The organism is Rhodanobacter sp. C06, from assembly GCF_002001105.1.
Classification (GTDB): domain Bacteria; phylum Pseudomonadota; class Gammaproteobacteria; order Xanthomonadales; family Rhodanobacteraceae; genus Rhodanobacter_A.
This window is the reverse complement of record NZ_MUNP01000061.1, coordinates 1-18,032: the sequence shown is the minus strand read 5'-3', so window position 1 is coordinate 18,032 and position 18,032 is coordinate 1. Positions and strand designations below refer to the sequence as shown.

The 18,032-nt window shown below is 68.7% G+C and carries 17 protein-coding genes; 9 read left to right on the top strand and 8 right to left on the bottom strand.

The window, feature by feature from the left end; translation table 11 throughout:
• Nucleotides 1-480: 480 nt before the first annotated feature.
• Nucleotides 481-1,182, bottom strand: a complete 702-nt coding sequence (locus B0E52_RS13390) for an ATP-binding cassette domain-containing protein (protein WP_077484559.1) — start codon at nucleotides 1,180-1,182, stop codon at nucleotides 481-483.
• Here B0E52_RS13390 and B0E52_RS13385 point away from each other — a divergent pair.
• From B0E52_RS13385 to B0E52_RS13375, 3 genes are all read left to right on the top strand, one after another.
• A complete protein-coding gene (locus tag B0E52_RS13385; RefSeq protein ID WP_077484557.1) occupies nucleotides 1,181-1,798 on the top strand; it encodes an arylesterase in 618 nt (205 codons plus the stop codon). The two genes, B0E52_RS13390 and B0E52_RS13385, sit on opposite strands and share 2 nt — an antisense overlap.
• Before the next feature lie 88 nt (nucleotides 1,799-1,886).
• Complete coding sequence (locus B0E52_RS13380; RefSeq protein ID WP_077484555.1) at nucleotides 1,887-2,618, top strand: response regulator transcription factor; 732 nt, start codon at nucleotides 1,887-1,889, stop codon at nucleotides 2,616-2,618.
• A gap of 13 nt (nucleotides 2,619-2,631) precedes the next feature.
• Nucleotides 2,632-3,618: a HAMP domain-containing sensor histidine kinase gene (locus B0E52_RS13375; protein WP_077484553.1), complete on the top strand. Its 987-nt coding sequence runs from the start codon at nucleotides 2,632-2,634 to the stop codon at nucleotides 3,616-3,618.
• Nucleotides 3,619-3,691: 73 nt separating this feature from the next.
• Here the strand turns inward: B0E52_RS13375 and B0E52_RS13370 are convergent, their stop codons facing one another.
• Complete coding sequence (locus B0E52_RS13370; protein WP_077484551.1) at nucleotides 3,692-5,050, bottom strand: 3-oxoacid CoA-transferase; 1,359 nt, start codon at nucleotides 5,048-5,050, stop codon at nucleotides 3,692-3,694.
• 167 nt (nucleotides 5,051-5,217) lie between these two features.
• On the opposite strand from B0E52_RS13370, the gene B0E52_RS13365 reads away from it, so the two are divergent.
• The 3 genes from B0E52_RS13365 (at nucleotide 5,218) to B0E52_RS13355 (ending at nucleotide 8,240) form a co-directional block, all read left to right on the top strand.
• Entirely contained in the window at nucleotides 5,218-5,583 is a 366-nt protein-coding gene (locus tag B0E52_RS13365; protein WP_077484549.1) for a BlaI/MecI/CopY family transcriptional regulator, read from the top strand.
• Between the two features lie 25 nt (nucleotides 5,584-5,608).
• On the top strand, nucleotides 5,609-7,126 hold the full coding sequence (locus B0E52_RS13360; protein ID WP_139351687.1) for a M56 family metallopeptidase: 1,518 nt from the start codon (nucleotides 5,609-5,611) through the stop codon (nucleotides 7,124-7,126).
• Nucleotides 7,127-7,226: 100 nt separating this feature from the next.
• Nucleotides 7,227-8,240 carry an isoaspartyl peptidase/L-asparaginase gene (locus B0E52_RS13355; protein ID WP_077484545.1) on the top strand — a complete coding sequence of 338 codons (1,014 nt, stop codon included), beginning with the start codon at nucleotides 7,227-7,229 and terminating at the stop codon, nucleotides 8,238-8,240.
• A 68-nt stretch (nucleotides 8,241-8,308) separates the two neighbouring features.
• On the opposite strand, the gene B0E52_RS13350 is transcribed toward B0E52_RS13355, so the two are convergent.
• The 6 genes from B0E52_RS13350 to B0E52_RS13325 all read right to left on the bottom strand — a co-directional run bounded on the left by B0E52_RS13350 (nucleotide 8,309) and on the right by B0E52_RS13325 (nucleotide 15,973).
• Nucleotides 8,309-8,776 carry a hypothetical protein gene (locus B0E52_RS13350; protein WP_077484563.1) on the bottom strand — a complete coding sequence of 156 codons (468 nt, stop codon included), beginning with the start codon at nucleotides 8,774-8,776 and terminating at the stop codon, nucleotides 8,309-8,311.
• A complete protein-coding gene (locus B0E52_RS13345) occupies nucleotides 8,776-9,945 on the bottom strand; it encodes a sialidase family protein (RefSeq protein ID WP_077484543.1) in 1,170 nt (389 codons plus the stop codon). Before B0E52_RS13345 ends, B0E52_RS13350 begins: the two co-directional genes overlap by 1 nt.
• A gap of 148 nt (nucleotides 9,946-10,093) precedes the next feature.
• A complete protein-coding gene (locus tag B0E52_RS13340; RefSeq protein WP_254426802.1) occupies nucleotides 10,094-12,340 on the bottom strand; it encodes a TonB-dependent receptor in 2,247 nt (748 codons plus the stop codon).
• Nucleotides 12,341-12,427: 87 nt separating this feature from the next.
• Complete coding sequence (locus B0E52_RS13335; protein WP_077484541.1) at nucleotides 12,428-13,018, bottom strand: response regulator transcription factor; 591 nt, start codon at nucleotides 13,016-13,018, stop codon at nucleotides 12,428-12,430.
• Nucleotides 13,019-13,093: 75 nt separating this feature from the next.
• Complete coding sequence (locus B0E52_RS13330) at nucleotides 13,094-14,368, bottom strand: ATP-binding protein (protein WP_077484539.1); 1,275 nt, start codon at nucleotides 14,366-14,368, stop codon at nucleotides 13,094-13,096.
• Between the two features lie 54 nt (nucleotides 14,369-14,422).
• The gene (locus B0E52_RS13325) at nucleotides 14,423-15,973 is read right to left on the bottom strand and encodes an oligopeptide:H+ symporter (protein WP_077484537.1); all 1,551 of its coding nucleotides are present in this window, start codon (nucleotides 15,971-15,973) and stop codon (nucleotides 14,423-14,425) included.
• A 219-nt stretch (nucleotides 15,974-16,192) separates the two neighbouring features.
• Here B0E52_RS13325 and B0E52_RS13320 point away from each other — a divergent pair, with 219 nt between their 5' ends.
• From B0E52_RS13320 to B0E52_RS13310, 3 genes are all read left to right on the top strand, one after another.
• Complete coding sequence (locus B0E52_RS13320; RefSeq protein ID WP_077484535.1) at nucleotides 16,193-16,567, top strand: diacylglycerol kinase; 375 nt, start codon at nucleotides 16,193-16,195, stop codon at nucleotides 16,565-16,567.
• Nucleotides 16,568-16,624: 57 nt separating this feature from the next.
• Nucleotides 16,625-17,245, top strand: a complete 621-nt coding sequence (locus tag B0E52_RS13315) for a LemA family protein (RefSeq protein WP_077484533.1) — start codon at nucleotides 16,625-16,627, stop codon at nucleotides 17,243-17,245.
• Between the two features lies 1 nt (nucleotide 17,246).
• Nucleotides 17,247-18,032 (top strand): TPM domain-containing protein (locus tag B0E52_RS13310; RefSeq protein ID WP_139351686.1); only part of this gene is annotated, 786 nt, incomplete at its 3' end.

Below are 18,032 nucleotides of genomic sequence, written 5' to 3'. Positions count from 1 at the left end.
GCGCGCAGGAGCGCGCTGCTCTGCCTGGGCCCCCTATGGCGCGGCGGGCGGATGGAGGAAAGCCCGCAGGATGGCCCGCAGGGATGCGGGCCAGTTTTCCGTCGGCACACGGAGGTGCCGTCGGAAAACCCCGTAACCCCCCCGCGCACCCGGAAGGCAGGACGCCTGGAGGGCGCGCCATCGGGGTGCCGCTTCTCTTTGGTTCCTTTCTCTTGACTCCGGGCATCCTGCCCTCCGCCCTTCCGGGCCAGCTTCGCTGTTCGCACGCGCTCCTGCGCATGCGTGGGCAAGCAAAGAGAAAGGAACTCGGGCGCCGGCAGGCGCACGAAACCGCTTTGTCGCGTGCGGCACGAAACTGTTCTGAACCTGGCGAGTAGCAAGAGCCCCCCTCACCCCGACCCTCTCCCCCAACGGTGAATCTGTTGGGGGGGAGGAAGAATGTCGAGTCCCGCGCGAGGGAGCAGGAGCATGCGCGCGCGCTCATGCACCCACCGCCGCCGCGTGCGCCAGCACGCGCCCCTCATGCAGTTCGATCCTGCGCTGGCAGCGCGCCGCGAGTTGCGCGTCGTGGGTCACCAGCACGAGCGTGGTGCGGTGGTCGCGGTTCAGCGCGAACAGCAGGTCGGCGATGTGGTGGCCGGTGCGTTGGTCGAGGTTGCCGGTGGGTTCGTCGGCGAACAGCAGGCGCGGGCCGTGCACGAAGGCGCGGGCGATCGCCACGCGCTGCTGCTCGCCGCCGGAGAGTTGCGCCGGATAGTGGCGACGGCGTGCGGCGAGGCTTACCGCTTCCAGTGCTGCGCGGGCCTTGGTGCGCGCCTGCGCGTCGCCTTCCAGCTCCAGCGGCAGCATCACGTTTTCCTCGGCGCTGAGCGCGGGCAGCAGGTGGAAGGACTGGAACACGAAGCCCACCAGGCGCCGGCGCAGGTCGGCGCGCGCTTCCTCGTCCAGCGTCTCCAGCGCATGGCCGTCGAGGCGGATGCTGCCGGAACTCGGCGTGTCCAGCCCCGCTAGGAGGCCGAGCAAGGTGGTCTTGCCCGAGCCCGACGCACCGACGATGGCGAAGCTCTCGCCGGCGGCGACGCGCAGGCCCACGCGGTCGAGGATCTGCAGCCGCCCCTCGGGGCCGTCCACCGACTTGCTAACATCGTGGGCTTCCAGGACAAGGTGGGGCGTGTCGCTCATGCGTCGTTTCCTCTGCTTGCTGTTGTGGCTGGCCGGTGCCGTCGTCGCGGTGCAGGCCGCGCCGGCACGTACCGTATTGGTGCTCGGTGATTCGCTGTCCGCCGCGCACAACATTGCGACGGAGCAGGGCTGGGTGCATCTGCTGGAAGTCCGTCTTGGCAAGATGGTGTCGCGATGGACCGTGGTCAATGCCAGCATCAGCGGCGAGACCTCGCTGTCCGGGCGCAACCGCCTGCCGGCGCTGCTGGCGACTTATCGGCCGGGCGTGGTGGTGATCGAGCTGGGCGCGAACGACGGCCTGCAGGGTCTGCCGCTGAACCAGTTGCGCGACAACCTCACGGCGATGGTGTCCGCCGCCCAGGCCACGCACGCGAAGGTGCTGCTGCTGGGCATCGAACTGCCGGTGAACTACGGCCCGCAATACCGCGACGGCCTGCGCGCGGTCTACACCGGGCTGGCGCAGCAGAAGCATGTGGCCCTGCTGCCGTTCCTGCTCGACGGCGTGGCGCTCGATCCGGCCCTGATGCAGGCCGACGGCCTGCATCCGACGGGCGCCGGCGAGCCGAAAGTGCTGGAGAACGTGTGGCGCGTGCTGCAGCCCTTGCTGCGCCCTTGAGCTGAACGTTTCCAGGTCGTTTTCACGCCGTCATCACCCCATGCCCGGTTAGCTCTTCACATTTGTGAAGCCACACAGGAGGAGCGACATGAGCGGACACGACGAGCAGGCCGGCCTGATTCTGCTGGTGGAAGACAACCGCCAGATCGCCGAGACGGTGGGCGAGTTCCTGGAGCGCTGCGGCTATTCCGTGGACTATGCGGCCGACGGCGCCAGCGGGCTGCACCTGGCGGTTACCAGCAGCTACGACGTGATCGTGCTGGACCTGATGCTTCCCGGCCTCGATGGCCTCGAGGTGTGCCGCAAGCTGCGCCGCGAGGCGAAGAAGGCCACCCCGGTACTGATGCTCACTGCGCGCGACACCTTGGAGGACAAGCTGATCGGGCTGGAGGCCGGCGCCGACGATTACCTCGTGAAGCCATTCGAGGTGCGCGAGCTGGAGGCGCGGCTGCGCGCGCTGATCCGCCGCGACCGCCGCCAGGTCTCGGCCGAAGTGCTGAACGTGGGCGACATGACGCTGGACACCGCCACGCTGCGGCTGACCCGCGCGGGGCAGGAGCTTACCGTGTCGCCGATCGGCCTGAAGCTGTTGGCGATCCTGATGCGCGAGTCGCCGCGTGTGGTGAGCCGGCGCGACATCGAGCGCGAGATCTGGGGCGACATGCTGCCTGACTCCGACACGCTGCGCTCGCACCTGTACAACCTGCGCCGGGTCATCGACAAACCGTTCGCGCGGCCGCTGCTACATACCATCCATTCGGCCGGCTACCGGCTCGCGGATCTCGACGCGGAAGTGGCCACTGCCGCCCACATGGCGTGATGCACGAACGTAGATGAATGCGAAAGAAGTGGATGGTGCGGCAATCTTCCGTGCCGGTGCCTTCCGGCGCCGCATTGCCTGGGTGTTTGCGCTGCAATTCGTGGCGGTGGCGATCGTCTGCGTGATGGGCGCCTACGACCAGGCGCCGCTGCCGGCGGCGATCGCGGTGATCGTGATCGTCACCGGCCTGGCCTGGCTTGCCACGCGGCGCGAATGGCGTTCGGTGAGCGCGCTGGCGCGGCTGATCCGCGAGTGGCACGACGGCCAGTCCGACCCGGCCGCGTTGCGCCCCGAGCGCCTGCCGCAGGACGCCGACGCCGACCTTGTCGCGCTGGCGTACGGACTGCACGGCTTCGCCGCGCGCATCGCCGACTACGGCCAGCGCGAACGCAACTTCACCCGCGACGCCAGCCACGAGTTGCGTACGCCGCTCACGGTGATCCGCATGGCGGTGGACATGCTGGCCGACGAGGACGGCCTCGGCGAATGCGGGCGGCGCTCGGTGCGGCGCATCCACCGCGCCACGCGTGAGCTGGAGGCGCTGGTCGAGGTGTTGCTGATCCTCGCGCGCGAATCCGATCCCGGCGGCACCGCCGAGCAATTCGTGGTGAACGACGTGCTGCGGCGCGAACTGGAAACCGCGCGCGATCTGATGGCCGGTTCGTCGGTGGAACTGCAACTGGAGGAGCCGGCGCGCTTCGCGCTGCATGGTTCCATGCGCGCGTTCTCGGTACTGTGCTGGCAGCTGATCCGCGACGCCTGCCAGCACGCCGATGCGGGGCATGTGGTGGTCACCGTGCTGCCCGGCGCGATCACCGTGAGCCATGCGGCGGCTGACGCCGCCCCGATCCGCGCCGGCGACGAACGGCTCAGCTTCGAGCTGGCGATCGCCCAGCGCATCAGCGACCGCTTTGCCTGGCCGCTGGAACTGCACGCGCCGGGCAAGCCGGGCGTGGCGCGTGTGCGTTTCCCGGAGACCTTGCCGGCGGCAGCGGCCTGAGCTGCATCTAGGGTAGGAGCGCACCCCCGGACTTGATCCGGGGGGCGCTCCTACGGGTTTGCCAGAGTCGCGGTTACTGCTTCAGCGCGGCGCCCACCGCGAACGCGCAGCCGGTCTTCGCCTTCACCTCGTCCAGCGTCACGCCGGGGCTCAGTTCGATCAGGGTGAGGCCCTTGCCCTTCGCCACTTCGAACACGGCGAGGTCGGTGATGATGAGGTCCACGCAGGCCTTGCCGGTGATCGGCAGGTCGCACTGCTCCTTGATCTTCGGCGAACCGTCCTTCGCGCAGTGCTCCATCAGCACCACCACGCGGCGCACGCCGCTGACCAGGTCCATCGCGCCGCCGGGACCCTTCACCATCTTGCCCGGCACCATCCAGTTGGCGAGATCGCCGGTGACCGAGACTTCCATGCCGCCCAGGATGGCCAGGTCGATGTGGCCGCCGCGTATCATCGCGAACGACTCGGCGCTGGAGAAGAAGCTGGAGCCGGGCAGGGTGGTGACGGTCTGCTTGCCCGCGTTGATCAGGTCGGGATCGATCTGCGCCTCGGTGGGGAATGGGCCGATGCCGAGCAGGCCGTTCTCCGACTGCAGCACCACGTCCATGCCTTCGGGAATGTAATTGGCCACCAGGGTCGGGATGCCGATGCCGAGGTTCACGTAGAAGCCGTCGCGCAATTCCTTCGCGGCGCGCTGCGCCAGCGCGGTGCGCATGGGGCTTTCCTTGCCGGTGTTGGCGCCGGAAATGGTGCGGAACTCGATGCGCTTCTCGTACCTCGCGCCCTGGATGATGCGGTCGACGTAGATGCCCGGCACGTGGATGTTGTTCGGATCGAGCGTGCCGACCTCGACCAGCTCCTCCACCTCGGCCACGCAGACCTTGCCGCAGGTGGCGATCATCGGATTGAAGTTGCGCGCGGTCTCGCGGAACACCAGGTTGCCGAGGCGGTCGCCTTTCCATGCCTTGACGATGGCCACGTCGGCGTGGATCGCTTCCTCCAGCACGTATTCCTTGCCGCCGAACACCTTGGTTTCCTTGCCCTCGGCGAGCTGGGTGCCGAACCCGGTGCGCGTATAGAAGCCGGGGATGCCGGCGCCTCCGGCGCGCAGCTTCTCGGCCAGCGTGCCCTGCGGGGTGAGGTGCAGCTCCAGCTCGCCGGCCAGGGTCTGCCGCTCGAACTCCTTGTTCTCGCCCACGTAGGAGGCGTACACGCGCTTCACCTGGTGGGTCTTGAGCAGCGGCCCCATGCCGAAATCGTCCACGCCGGCGTTGTTGCCCACGATGGTGAGGTTTTTCGTGCCTGCCTCCAGCAGCGCGCCGATCAGGTTCTCGGGGATGCCGCACAGGCCGAAACCGCCGGCCGCGATCGTCATGCCGTCGAACAACAGACCGTCGAGAGCCTTGCCGGCGTTTGCGCAAACCTTGTCCATTGCCGTGCCTTCATGCTGGGGAACCAGCTGCCAAGGATACGACGGATTGCCGCCGGGCCGTGTTGTACCAAGGTCGCAGGTCCTTTCGCGGCGGCGTGGCGATCGCTTGACGACGAACATTTACGCGTGTAAACATAAAATCACTTACACGCGTAAACGGTGACTTCATGGCGATCAGTGAAGCCGAGTCGGTGGTGATGGAAGTGCTGTGGCGCACGGCGCCGCGCAGTGCCGAGGAGATCCTCGCCGAGGTCGGTCCGGCGCAGGACTGGCAGGAAGGCACGGTGAAATCCCTGCTCAACCGCCTCTTGCGGAAGAAGGCGGTGAAGGCGGAGAAAGATGGCCGTCGCTATCTCTACACGCCGCTGCTGAGCCGCGAGAAGTACGTCTCGCAGGAAAGCAAGGGGCTGCTCGACCGCCTGTTCGATGGCCGCGTGGCGCCGCTGGTGGCGCACTTCTCCGAGCAGCGCAAGCTCAGCAAGAAGGACATCGCCGAACTGCGCAAGCTGCTGCAGGAGCTCGACGATGAATGAGCTTCACCTGCCGGGTCTCGCGCCGATGGCGGCGGCATGGGCCGCGCGCGGCTGGCTAGCACTGCTGGCCTTCACCGCGGCGGTGCTGTTCGTCGCCGCGCTGCGCAAGCCGTGCCGGCGCGGGTTCGGTGCCGAGCGCGCGTTCCAGCTGTGGCTGCTGCCGCCGCTGGTGCTGCTGGCCAGCCAGCTGCCGCATGTCGCAGCGGCGTCGGCAGCGCTGCCGCCGTTGGTGTACACGATCACTTCAGCGGCGGGTGCGGTGGCGCCGCAGGCGAGCGTTGCGAATGGTTTCAACTGGCGCGTCGGAGCCATGCTGCTGTGGCTGGCCGGTGGCGCCGCCGTGTTTGCGCTGGCCGCCTTGGCGCAGCGCGCCTATCGGCGTCGGCTGCGCGGCGCCACGCCGATGGCGGATGCGCGGTCGCGCCGGCCGGTGCTGCGCGCCACCCGTGCCGATGTCGGTCCGGCCCTGGTTGGCGCCTGGCGCAGCCGCATCGTGCTGCCCGCGGATTTCGCCGAGCGCTACGACACCACCGAGCAGGCGTTGATCCTCGCCCACGAGGACGCGCATGCGCAGCGCGGCGATGGCTGGGGGTGCCTGTTCGCGCATGCGTTCGCCGCCTTGTTCTGGTGCCACCCGCTGTCGTGGTGGGCGCTCGCGGCCCTGCGTCATGACCAGGAACTGGCCTGCGATGCCGCCGTGCTGCGCAGGCACGGCGCGCAACGGCGCAGCTATGCGAATGCGATGTTGAAAACCCAGTCGGCCGCATTCGCGCTGCCGGTGGGCTGCGCGTGGTCTCCTCGTCATCCACTCACGGAGCGTATTGCCATGTTGAAATCACCCGTACCGAATCGCCAGCGTCGATACGCCGGCATCGTCGCAATCGGCTTGTTGATGGTGGCACTGGCCGGTTCGGTCTATGCCGCGACCGCGCCCATTGCGTCGACGCAGGCTGCGACAGGCGCGGCCGCGGAATATCAACTGGACATGACTGTCGACTTTTCCAGCGACAACGAACACCAGCGCCATGCCGAGACGCAGGCCTTGGCGTTGTGCAGTGCGCCCGGCGAGGTTGCCAAGGTGCGCATGCCTGGCGGCAGTGTAGACGCCACCATCACGAGTGCAGACAGTGGGCACGTTCGCATCGACATGATCGTTTCCGGACCCGACGGTGCGATGTTGGAGCATACGCAGTTGCTGGGTGCGCCCGGCAAGGCAATGCACGTGGTCGGCACCGGAGCGGATGGCAAGCGCGGCTTTGCCATCGACTTCACGCCGCGAGTCGGTTGTCCGGCGCGTGTGATTGCCGAGGCGTCTCCCATCAAGGTCACCGAGCACGTCAAGAACGGTGTGGCGCGCGCGGTCGCGGAGTCGGTGGCGGCGAAAGCGGGATGGACGCTCGTCAATCCGGATGCGTTGGGCCATGCTGCGGTCACGTTGTCGTTCAACGACGTGCCCGCAGGAACGGCCATGCAGCAACTGGCCAATCTCGCAGGCATGAAGCCGGTGTTCGAGGGCAAGCAGGTGCGCTTCGAGCCCAAGTGACGAAACCGGCTCGCTATACTTCCCCTGTTGTCCTCAGGGAAAGAGCCCCGTGAAGCCGCGCCGCCTGTTGCCTGTCCTCGCCGCCCTCGGAGTCGCCGCGATGAGCCATGCCGCCGTGCCGCCCGTGCTGGTGATCCACGGCGGTGCCGGGGTGATCAGGCGCGAGCTCTCGCCGGCGAAGGAGAAGGCGATACGCGCGGCGATGACCAGGGCGCTGGAAAGCGGCTACGCGCAGCTCAAGGCCGGCAAGAGCTCGGTGGATGCGGTGAGCGCGGCGATCGTGGTGCTGGAGGACGATCCGAACTTCAACGCCGGCAAGGGCGCGGTATTCACCCACGACGGGAAGAATGAACTGGATGCCGCGATCATGGACGGCGACACGCGCCGTGCCGGCGCGGTGGCCGGCGTCGAGCGGATCAGGAACCCGATACTGCTCGCGCGTGCGGTGATGGAGAAGACGTCGTACGTGATGCTCTCCGGCCAGGGCGCCGAGGCGTTCGCGCAGAGCATCGGCATGCCGCTGGTCGACCCCTCGTACTTCCGCACCGAAGAACGCTGGCAGCAGCTGCAGAAGGCGCTCAAGGAGGACGGTGCCGGCAAGTCCCACGAGGACGAGGAGACCGCGAAGCACTTCGGCACCGTGGGTGCGGTGGCGCTGGATGCGCAAGGCCATCTTGCCGCCGGCACCTCTACCGGTGGCATGACCGACAAGCGCTGGGGCCGCATCGGCGACTCGCCGATCATCGGCGCGGGCACCTACGCGAACAGCGATTGCGCGGTGTCCGGCACCGGCTGGGGCGAGTACTACATCCGCACCGTGGCCGCGCATTCGATCTGTATGCAGGTGAGCCAGATGCGCGTGCCGATCAAGCGCGCTGCCGCCGTCGTCATCAACCAGGAGATTCCCGCGCTGGGCGGCAACGGCGGTGCGATCGCGCTGGACGCGCACGGCAACATCGCGATCCCGTTCAACACCGACGGCATGTGCCGCGGCTGGATCGACGCCAGTGGCGTGCCGCACGTGGCGATCTACGGCGACGAGGACGACGGCAGCTCGGCGCCACCCGCACCGGCGTCGGCCGCCAGCGCGGACGATACCGGCGACCAGCCGTAGGAGCGCACCCTGTGCGCGAATGCTTATTGGCTTCGATCAGCGCCAGAGCATTCGCGCACAGGGTGCTCCTACGGGCGCAGCTTTTGCAGCTGCGGCATGGTGAGTTCGCCGCTGATGCCTTGCCGGCTGCCGTCGGCGCGGATGATCTCGGTGCGCGGCGTTTCGCCGCCCCAGTTCGGGTCGATCAGGAAATCCAGTCGTTCGGGCGAGGCTTCGGCGTAGGCGCGCGCCGGATAGCCGTCCATCCGCATGGCCTTGAGCCGTGCCGCGATCTGCGCGCCTTGCGCGATGCTGTCGGTGGCCACGGTGACCAGCTCGACGTCCTGTGGATGAAGCTGCTGCAGCTTCGCCAGCGCCTGCATGTTCGCCTCGCAGTAGGCGCAGTCCAGCGCCCACACGGCGAGGATGCGCACGCCGTGCGCGGGCGGCTTGAGCAGGGCGGGCACATCGCCTGCGGACAGCGACGCGGGCGTGCCGGCATGGGCGAGGGTCGGCAGCGCCAGTGCAAGCAGGGCGACGAGGACGAGGCGACGCATCATCGTGCCTCGGTGGGAACCAGCCGGAAACCATCGGCGGTGTTCCACGCCACGAAGGCGTGGCCCTGTCGGGTCAGCAGTTGCGGCGAACCCACTGCAGCGCTGGAGTGGGCGATGGCGCGCGCCGCGTCGAAGTGCAGACCGCCATCGGCGGAAACGCGCAGCATCAGCGTGTAGCCGTTCGCGTCGACCTGGTTCCATGCCAGCCATACCGTCTTGCCGTGCACGGCCACGTCGGCATGGCTGGCGCCGGGGGCGGCGAGTTTCAGCAGATGCTGCGGCGGATGGCCGGGATCGAGCTGGCCGTACCAGATCGCGGGGCCGCTCTTGGCCTCGTACCACACCGCGTGGCGCGTGCCGTCGGCGGCGATCGCGAGGCCGGGGCCGTGGTGCGGGCACGCGGCGATCCGCCAGCCGTCGAAGGTGGCGCGCTCGGGGTGCGGCGCCTTGCCGTCGGTGGGCAGCAAGGCGTATGCGTGGTCGCGGATGTTGTCGCCGTAGACGCCGCGGAAGAACGCGGCGACTTCGCCACCCGGCGTGCGCGCCAGTGCGATGCGGCAGCACTCGCAGGAGTTGTCCATCAGCTTGCGTTCGGGCACGAAGCTCTTGCCCGCGTCGTCCGACCAGCTGTAGTACACCGCGGCGCCGAGGTAAGGCCGACCCTTGGCCTGTGCGGCTTCCATGTCGCGCTTGTCGATCCAGGCGATCACCACGCGGCCGTGGCCGTCCACCGCCAGCGCGTCGAAGCGATGGGTGATCTCGGCGTGGTCGTGGTGCACGGTGATCGGCGCGGAGAAATGCGCGCCGCCGTCCGGCGAGCGGGCGAAGCGCACGAAGCCGGTCCAGGGCTTCGCGCGTGGCTGCGACCAGCTCACGTACAGCTCGCCCCTGGAACCGAACGTGATCTTGGGCCGGTTCTCGCCCTCGTCGTAGATCGGTTCGGCCACGGCGTTGACATACAGCGGCGGGCTCAGCGTCTTGCCGAGATCGTCGGAGTGGCGCAGGCGCACGTGGCCGTCCGCGGCATCCACCACCCACAGCCGGCCGTGCGTGTCGAACGCGGCGCTGGCGCCCAGCGCGGGTTCGCGGGGCATCTTCATGCCGGGCATGTCGTGGGCGAAGGCGACGGACGACAGCAGGCAGAGCAGGGGAAGGATGAACGTGCGCATGGGTGTCTCGTCTTTGCTCCTCCCCCTGCTTGCCCCAAAGGGACTTCCTTCGGTCGCAGGGGGAGGTCGGGAGGGGGTGTTTCTGGCCGGCGTGGGTGCAAAAGCACCCCGCCCCAGCCCTCCCCTGCGAACAGGGGAGGGAGAAAAGCTACAGTTCCCAGTGAAGTTCGCCGAACCAGGTGCGGCCGGCGTAGGGATGGTAGACCCAGTAATGCTCGTCGCCGAGGTTGTCCACGCCCAGCGAGGCGGTCCATTGCGGCGCGAAGCGCCAGCGCAGTTTCGCGTCGGCCACGGTGAAGCTGCTCACCGCGCCATAGGTGTCCACGAAGTCGCCGTTGTCCAGCGTGCCGTATTGGCGGCCGGAGCGGCGCAAGCCCAGCGAGGCGTCCCAGCCCGGCGCGAAGCGCCAGTCGGCGAACAGGCTGGCGCGCAGGCGCGGGATGCGCGGGAAGGCCTTGCCGTCCGCCGCGGGAAACTGCCAGTCGCGCAGCGTGGTCGCCTGGTTCCAGGCGGCGCTCGCGGTGAGGTCCAGCGGGAGGCCGCCGATGCTCTCCAGCATCAACTCGCCCTCGATGCCGCGCGTGCGCACCCGGTCGATGTTCTGCACGTTGGTCACCGGCACCGGCAGGGTGATGTCGGTCTGCGAGTACAGCGTGTCGGCCACGCGGTCCTGGTACAGCGACACGCGCCAGTGGCCGCGCGGCAGCGTGCGGATCAGGCTGAGGTCGGTGGACCAGTCGCGCTCCGGTTGCAGGTTGGGGTTGTTGTTGACGATCGCGTTGCCGGAAACCGAGCCCTGGAAGAGTTCCTCGACGGTGGGGTAGCGCACGGCCTTGCCCCAGGACAGGCGCAACTGCCAGTCGCTGGCGAGATCCCAGTTCAGCGCGGCCTTGGGCGAGGCGTCGCTGCGCCGGCGCGAGGGATAGTCCAGCGCGGCCTGGGTGTTCGCCAGCCGGCCGTCCCAGGCCCGCCACTGTTCCCAGCGCGTGCCCAGGGTCAGTGCCCAGGCTTCGGCGAAGCTCCATACGTCCTGCAGGTAGAGCGCGCGGGTCTGCGTGCGGCCGGCGTAGGCGCTGAGCAGCGGGCCGTCGGCGGCGCCCAGCCAGTCGCTGGCGGCGTGCACGCGCGAAGTCAGCCGGTAGCGGTCGAGGTGGACGCCGGCGTACAGCATGTTGTCGTCGCCCAGCGGGCCGGAGCTGCGCAGGTCGAGCGTGCTCCAGCCGGAGCCGCTCATGTCGGCCACCGAACCGGGACCGCCCCGCGCGCTGCTGGCGGACGAGCCGGCCGCATCGTGTTCGAGCTGGTGCCGGTAGTCGTAGCGGCTGGCCACGGCGTCCCAGTGCCAGCCGTTGTCGAGATGGCCGTCGAGCTCGGCGCCGTAGAGCACGTGGGTCTGGTCGTAGGCGCTGGGGGCGAGGCCGCTGGCGGGCAGGGTCCAGACCCGGCCGCCGGCGAGGATGGCGCCCGCGTACACCGGCTGCCCGGCGGCGTCGCGGATCAGGCTGCGGGTGGCGTCGAACGCGTGGTTATGCCACCAGCCCAGCGAGAACAGCGCGTTGACCGCGGGCGTAATGTCCACGCCGACCTGCAGCGCCGCTTGGGTCTGCCGGGTGTGCTCGATGCTGTTGGCGCCGTAGACCAGGCGCGGCGTGCCGTTGGGGTTGCGGTCCGGCGTGGCGCCGCCCACCGGCACGGCGGCGGCCGCGTTGCCGCCGGCCCTGGCGGTGGCGTATTGCATCGGCTGGCCGTGGTTGTCGAGCTGGTTGAGCGCGAGCAGCCAGCGCCAGCGGCCCTGCCGGTCGCCCAGCTGGGCGGCGAGGCGGTGGCCGTCGTAATGCCCGCCGGCGCCGTAACGATCGCCGTAGTCCTGGCTGAAGTACTGCGCGTCGGCGCTGGCGACCAGGCGATCGGGTAGGCGGGTGTGGATCAGCACCGTGGTGCCCATCGAATTGCCCGGATAAAGCGCCGAGTACGGGCCGTACAGCACGTCCACCGCGCCGATCTGCGCGGGCGCCACCATGCCCCAGCGCGGCGCGCCGTCCCAGCTGTTGCTCATCAGGTTGGAGAGCAGCAGGCCGTCGACGTAGAGCAGGCTGCGCGCGCTCTGCAGCGTGCCGCCGTTGCGGCCGCTGATGGTGGCGTTGGGGTCGCCGATGTAGCGCTGGCGCACCTGCAGGTTCGGCGCGTAACGCAGCGCGTCGGCGCTGTCCACCAGGTTCTGCTGCTGCAGGCGTTCGCGCGGGATGTGCACGGTCACGCTGGGCGTGTTCAGCACCGCGGTGTCGCTGGCGTGCACGTGCACCGGCGCCAGCGTGGTCGATTGCGGCGGTTCGGCGGCGAGCGCCGTGCCGATGGAGGCAGCCAGCAACAGCGCGACGGGAAAACGGACGTCCAAGCGGAAACCCTTGACCGTGGTCCAAGGTTGCCAGCTTAGCCGCTTTCGGTAACCGCGCCAGACGGCGTGTTGTCGCAGATGCGCGGCTCAGGTTTCGCCGTCGGGCCGTTCGCGCACCGGATGCTTGCCCAGCTTGCGCTGCAGGGTGCGCCGGTGCATGCCGAGCCGGCGAGCGGTCTCGGAGATGTTGCCGCTGCACTCGGTGAGCACGCGCTGGATGTGTTCCCACTCCAGCCGGCGCAGCGCCAGCGGCGCCTCGGGAGCGTCGGGCAGATCCTCGTCGTCGCCTTCGCTGCCGTTGTCGCCGTCGAGCAGGGCACGCACCACCGCGTCGGCATCCACCGGCTTGGCCAGATAGTCGTGCGCGCCGCGCTTGATCGCTTCCACCGCGGTGGCGATCGAGGCATAGCCGGTGAGCAGCAGGATGCGCATGTCCGGCACCAGCGTGTGCAGCTCGGGAATCAGCCGCAGGCCGTTCTCTTCGCCGAGCTTCAGGTCGAGCACGCAGTAGCGCGGCTGGTGGCGGCGCGCCAGCATGCGCGCATCGCCGAGGTTGGTGGCCGAGATCACCTCGAAGCCGCGCGAAGTGAGTGCGCGGCTCAGCACGCGCACGAAGGTGGCGTCGTCGTCCACCAGCAGCAGCGGGCGCGCGGAGACGGGGTAGGCAGGCTCGTTCATGAGGGAGTCCGGGTGGGCGGCTGCGCCCATTCTTGCCGCATGCGACGCAAGTTGCACGCGCACGGTGCGTGATCCTCAGCGCCGCGAGATCACCGCCAGCGGCAGGCGCAGGCAGACCACGGCGCCGTCGTCGGTGTTGCGCGCCACCAGCTCGCCGCTGAGGCGCTCGGCGGTGGCCTCGGCGAGGGTGAGGCCGATACCCAGGCCGGTCTGCTTCTGCGACTGGCCGAGCCGCGCGTTGCCCTCGGTGCTGGCGAAGCCGGGGCCACGGTCGATCACGAGAAACTGCAGCCAGTCGCCTTCGCGCTCGACCTGCAGCAGCACCTCGCGCGAATCGCGCTGGGCGGAGGCGTCGGCGGCATTGTTGAGCAGGTTCAGCAGCGCGTGGCGCAGGCCGGGCGGCACGCGCAGCGGTAGCTGTGCGGTGTCCTCGTCCAGTTGCTGATCCAGCTCCGCTTCGGGACGCAGCAGTTGGAATCGCTCGGTGCAGCTGTGCAGGAACTGCGCCACGCTGAGCCGTTCCGGCTCCTGCGAAAGCTGGGCCTGGCCGAATGCCACCATCTCGCGCAGGATGTCGCGGCAGCGATCCACCTGGCCTTCGAGCAGGCTGAGATCTTCGGCCAGCCCGGCGTCTCCGGCGTGTTCGCGGCGCAGCTCGGGCAGCAGGGTGCGCATGGTGGACAGCGGCGTGTTGAGCTCGTGCGCGGCGCCGGCGGCCTGGGTGGCGATCGCCAGGATGCCTTCGTCGCGCAGCGCGCGCTCGTGCACGCGTTGCATGGCTCGTTGCTGCACGCGCAGGGCGCGCGCCAGCCGGTTGGTGAAGAAGCCCAGCAGCAGCGCCATGATGACGAAGTTCACGCCCATGCCGACCACGAGCAGCGAATAGCCGTGGTCGTGCGCGCCATCCAGCACGGGCAGCGGCAAATACCAGCGGATCAGCAGCAGGTAGGCGGCACCGGCGATGGCGGCTACCGCGAGGATGGCGCGAATCGACAGCGCGGCGGCGGAGAGCGCGATCGGCACCAGCAGCAGGGTGACGAAGGGGTTGCTGGCGCCGCCGGTGAAGTACAGCAGCACGCACAGCACCGAGGTGTCGACGACGATGTGTGCGATCGTCTCGCCTTCGCTGACCGGCCAGGGCCGGCCCAGCCGCCACGCCGCCACCATCGAGAACACCGCGAGCAGGCCGATGCAGGCCAGCAGCGGCAGCAGCGGTATCGCCAGGCGCAGCCAGAGTGCGCAGACCAGCACCGCCACGCTCTGCCCGCCGATCGCGCACAGGCGCAACCAGGCCAGCGCGCGCGCCAGCGCGAACGGGCCGATGCGGTTCTTGAGGGGCCGGTGTGGCATGCCGTCCGTTCCGCGGGCGTGGCCCCGCCGCCGTGCGGCGACAGGGCCGCCGGATCAGGGCGTGTCGAACTCCTCGCTGCGCACGGCGGGCAGCGGTTCGCGGGTCGACGCCACGTCGGCATGGCTGGCGGAGAGCTTTTTCATCAGCGGCAGCATGGCCAGCGCGATCGCGGTGCACACCACGCCGGCGAAGCCGAGCTTGTCGAACAGGTCGATGTAGATCGGCAGCGACACCACCGGATCTGTCACGTCCTTGGGCACGTGGGCGAAGTTCGCCACCACGCTGCCGAGGTACTGCGAGATGCCCGAGGCCACGTAGTAGGCGCCCATCATGAAACCTCCCATGCGCTCGGGCACGTAGCGGGCGATCATGGCCAGGCCGAGGCCCGACACCAGCAGTTCGCCCAGCGAGTAGAAGCCGTAGCCCCACACCATGGTCCACGAGGACACCTGGCCTGCCACCGCGAAGCGCGCACCGAGGCCGTACATGAAGTAGCCGATCGCCACCGCGGCGAAGCCCCAGGCGAACTTGGCGGCGATCGAGGGATCCTTGCCCAGCCGGCCCAGCGTGTTGTACGCAAACACCAGCACCGGGCTCAGCACCACGATCCAGATCGCGTTGAGGTTCTGGAACTGTTCGGGAATCCAGTTGAACAGGTGGAAGCCGAACACGCCGAACGACAGGTCCACGTTCTTTTGCGCAAACAGGTTCAGCGAGGTGGACATCTGCTGGTAGAAGATGAAGAAGAAGATGGTCTGGATCACCAGCACCAGCGCCGCGATCAGGCCGGCGCGCTCGTCGCGGTGGCTGCGCGAGATCAGGTGGCCGAAGATGTAGAGCAGCACCACGCCGGCACCGTACACGCAGATGCGCGCCACCAGTTCGTTGTGCAGGATGAATGCGGACACGAACACCAGCGCGATTGCGCCGCCCAGCACGCCGGTGAGGTTCTTCAGCCGCACCGGCTGGCCGTCGGCGGGCGAGCCGACGTGCTTCAGCGCGCGGCTCATCAGCGCGTAGTTCGCCAGGCCCAGCAGCAGGCCGATCGCGCAGACGCCGAACGCGGTGTGCCAGCCCCAGTCGTCGCCGTAGTGCTCGCCCACGTAGTCGCGGATCCACGGCGTCAGCGTCATCGAGATCATCGAGCCGATGTTCACCGCCATGTAGTAGATGGTGAATGCGCTGTCGATCTTGGTGTCGTCGCCCTCGTAGATCTTGCGCACCAGGTTGCCGGCGTTCGGCTTGAACATGCCGTTGCCGACGATGATCACGCCCAGCGCGAGGTACAGGAAGTTCGCATTGTCGGTGGGAATCCACAGCAGCGCGTAGCCCAGCATCAGCACGATCGCGCCGAGGCGCATGGTACGGCGAGTGCCGATCAGCCGGTCGCCCACCCAGCCGCCGATCGCCGGCGTCACGTAGATCAGCGCGGCGGCCGCGCCCCACACCAGGTTCGCCTTGATGTCGACGAAGCCCAGCTTCTTCATCATGTAGGTGACCATCAGCACCTGCATGCCGTAGAAGCCGAAGCGCTCCCACATCTCGATCAGGAATACGGTACTGAACGACCGTGTTTGCGAAACGGGTGGATTCTGGATTGCCATGCATCGATTCCGTGCTGAGGAGTACAACGGCCGCGCAAGCGCGACCGGCGAGTCGCGGCACTGAACCGCGCCACAACCGCCGAAGGGTAACCCATCCATCATGCCGGCTACGCTGCAGCGCAATATCCGGCAAGCCGCCACGGAAGCAGGGCGAGCGCCTGTGGCATCATTGCCGTTTGGCCCCGCGCCGCGGGCATCACTCGCCGGAGATGCGTCCCCATGCCAGGCCACGGCTTCCGCGGCAACCCGCGCCAACTCTGGAACGCCTTCCGCTGGTCGATGCTGGGCCTGCGTGCGGGCTGGCGCCACGAGGCCTCGTTCCGGCTGGAGGCGATGCTGGCGGTGGTGCTGATCCCGCTGGGCCTGTGGCTGGGGCAGGGCGCGCTGGAGAAGCTCGCGCTGGTGGCGCCGGCCTTCCTGGTGCTGTCGGCCGAGCTGCTCAACTCCGCGATCGAGGCAGTGGTGGACAAGGTCAGCCCCGAGTTCCACGAACTGGCCGGCCGCGCCAAGGACATGGGCTCGGCCGCGGTGTTCCTGCTGCTGGTGCTGATGGTGCTGAGCTGGGTGCTGGTGCTGGGCGTACGCTGGTTCTGATTGCACCGTACGCGGCGGGATGCTGCAATGGCGCCCTCACCGGAACGGAGCCCCGCCATGAAACTGCTGCGCAATCTCGTGCTGTTGCTGCTCGCCGTCGCCCTCACCGGTTGCGGTTACAACGCCATGCAGCGGCAAGACGAGGCGGTCAAGGCCGCATGGTCGGAAGTGCTCAACCAGTACCAGCGCCGCGCGGATCTCGTGCCGAACCTGGTCGCCACGGTGAAGGGCTACGCCCAGCACGAGGAGAAGGTGTTCACCGAGGTGGCCGATGCGCGCGCCAAGGTGGGCAGCATCCAGGTGACGCCGGAGCTGGCGAACGATCCGCAGGCGCTGGCGAAGTTCCAGGCGGCGCAGGGCCAGCTCGGCAACGCGCTGTCGCGGCTGATGGCGGTGAGCGAGAACTATCCCAACCTCAAGGCCGACGGCTTGTTCCAGAACCTGCAGGCGCAACTGGAAGGCACCGAGAACCGCATCACCGTGGCGCGCCAGCGCTACGTGCAGGCGGTGCAGCAGTACAACGGGCTGATCCGCACCTTCCCGAACAACCTCACCGCGAAGATGTTCGGCTACACCGTGAAGCCGAACTTCAGCGTGCAGAACGAGCAGGCGATTTCCACCGCACCCAAGGTCGACTTCGGCGGCACCGCGCCGGCGCCCGCCGCCTCGGCGCACTGAGATGAACTGCCGCCTGCGGGCGTCGTGGATCCTGCTGCTGGCGGCCTTGCTGTTGCCCGCCCTGCTGCACGCCGATGCCGCCGTGCCGAAGCTGGCGCGGCATGTCACCGACCTCACCGGCACGCTCAGCGCGCAGCAGGTCGACCAGCTCGACGCCAAGCTGGTCGCCTTGGAAAAGGCCAAGGGCGCGCAGCTCGTCGTGCTGATGGTGGGCAGCACGAAGCCGCAGGACATCGACAGCTATTCGCTGGACGTGTCGATGGCGAACAAGGTGGGCCGCAAGGGCATCGACGACGGCGTGCTGCTGCTGATCGCCAAGGACGACCGCCAGGTGCGCATCGAGGTGGGTGCGGGACTAGAAGGGGCGATCCCCGATGCCGCCGCGGCACGCATCATCCGCGAATACCTCGCGCCGAAATTCCGCACCGGCGACTACGACGGCGGCATCAGCGATGCGGTGGGCGCGCTCACCTTGCTGATCGATGGCGAGCCGCTGCCGGCCCCGGTGCAGGGTGCTCCGCACGATCGGCGTGGCCTGGATCTCAACAGCCTGCTGGGAATCGGCTTCTTCGCGTGGATCTTCCTGCGCGGCGTGCTGGGTCGTTCGCATGCGCTGGTGCGCGCGCCGCTCGGCGGGCTCGTCATCGGCGGCCTGTTCTGGCTGATGGCTTCCGTGGGGATGGGCAGTTTCGGCGGCATCGTGGGTGGCCTGCTGATGCTGCTGCCTGCCGGCGCCGGTCGCTCGATGGGCGGCGGCAGGCAGCAGCATCAGCAGGCCACCCACGAT

Bases quoted from the DNA above. Each gene is read 5' to 3' on its own strand.
- B0E52_RS13390 (WP_077484559.1), bottom strand. From the start codon at position 1,182: ATGAGCGACACGCCCCACCTTGTCCTGGAAGCCCACGATGTTAGCAAG.
- B0E52_RS13350 (WP_077484563.1), bottom strand. From the start codon at position 8,776: ATGCGTCGCCTCGTCCTCGTCGCCCTGCTTGCACTGGCGCTGCCGACC.
- B0E52_RS13345 (WP_077484543.1), bottom strand. From the start codon at position 9,945: ATGCGCACGTTCATCCTTCCCCTGCTCTGCCTGCTGTCGTCCGTCGCC.
- B0E52_RS13360 (WP_139351687.1), top strand. From the start codon at position 5,609: ATGGCGGCGGCATGGGCCGCGCGCGGCTGGCTAGCACTGCTGGCCTTC.
- B0E52_RS13370 (WP_077484551.1), bottom strand. From the start codon at position 5,050: ATGGACAAGGTTTGCGCAAACGCCGGCAAGGCTCTCGACGGTCTGTTG.
- B0E52_RS13355 (WP_077484545.1), top strand. From the start codon at position 7,227: ATGAGCCATGCCGCCGTGCCGCCCGTGCTGGTGATCCACGGCGGTGCC.
- B0E52_RS13385 (WP_077484557.1), top strand. From the start codon at position 1,181: ATGCGTCGTTTCCTCTGCTTGCTGTTGTGGCTGGCCGGTGCCGTCGTC.
- B0E52_RS13320 (WP_077484535.1), top strand. From the start codon at position 16,193: ATGCCAGGCCACGGCTTCCGCGGCAACCCGCGCCAACTCTGGAACGCC.
- B0E52_RS13365 (WP_077484549.1), top strand. From the start codon at position 5,218: ATGGCGATCAGTGAAGCCGAGTCGGTGGTGATGGAAGTGCTGTGGCGC.
- B0E52_RS13380 (WP_077484555.1), top strand. From the start codon at position 1,887: ATGAGCGGACACGACGAGCAGGCCGGCCTGATTCTGCTGGTGGAAGAC.
- B0E52_RS13315 (WP_077484533.1), top strand. From the start codon at position 16,625: ATGAAACTGCTGCGCAATCTCGTGCTGTTGCTGCTCGCCGTCGCCCTC.
- B0E52_RS13375 (WP_077484553.1), top strand. From the start codon at position 2,632: ATGAATGCGAAAGAAGTGGATGGTGCGGCAATCTTCCGTGCCGGTGCC.
- B0E52_RS13325 (WP_077484537.1), bottom strand. From the start codon at position 15,973: ATGGCAATCCAGAATCCACCCGTTTCGCAAACACGGTCGTTCAGTACC.
- B0E52_RS13335 (WP_077484541.1), bottom strand. From the start codon at position 13,018: ATGAACGAGCCTGCCTACCCCGTCTCCGCGCGCCCGCTGCTGCTGGTG.
- B0E52_RS13330 (WP_077484539.1), bottom strand. From the start codon at position 14,368: ATGCCACACCGGCCCCTCAAGAACCGCATCGGCCCGTTCGCGCTGGCG.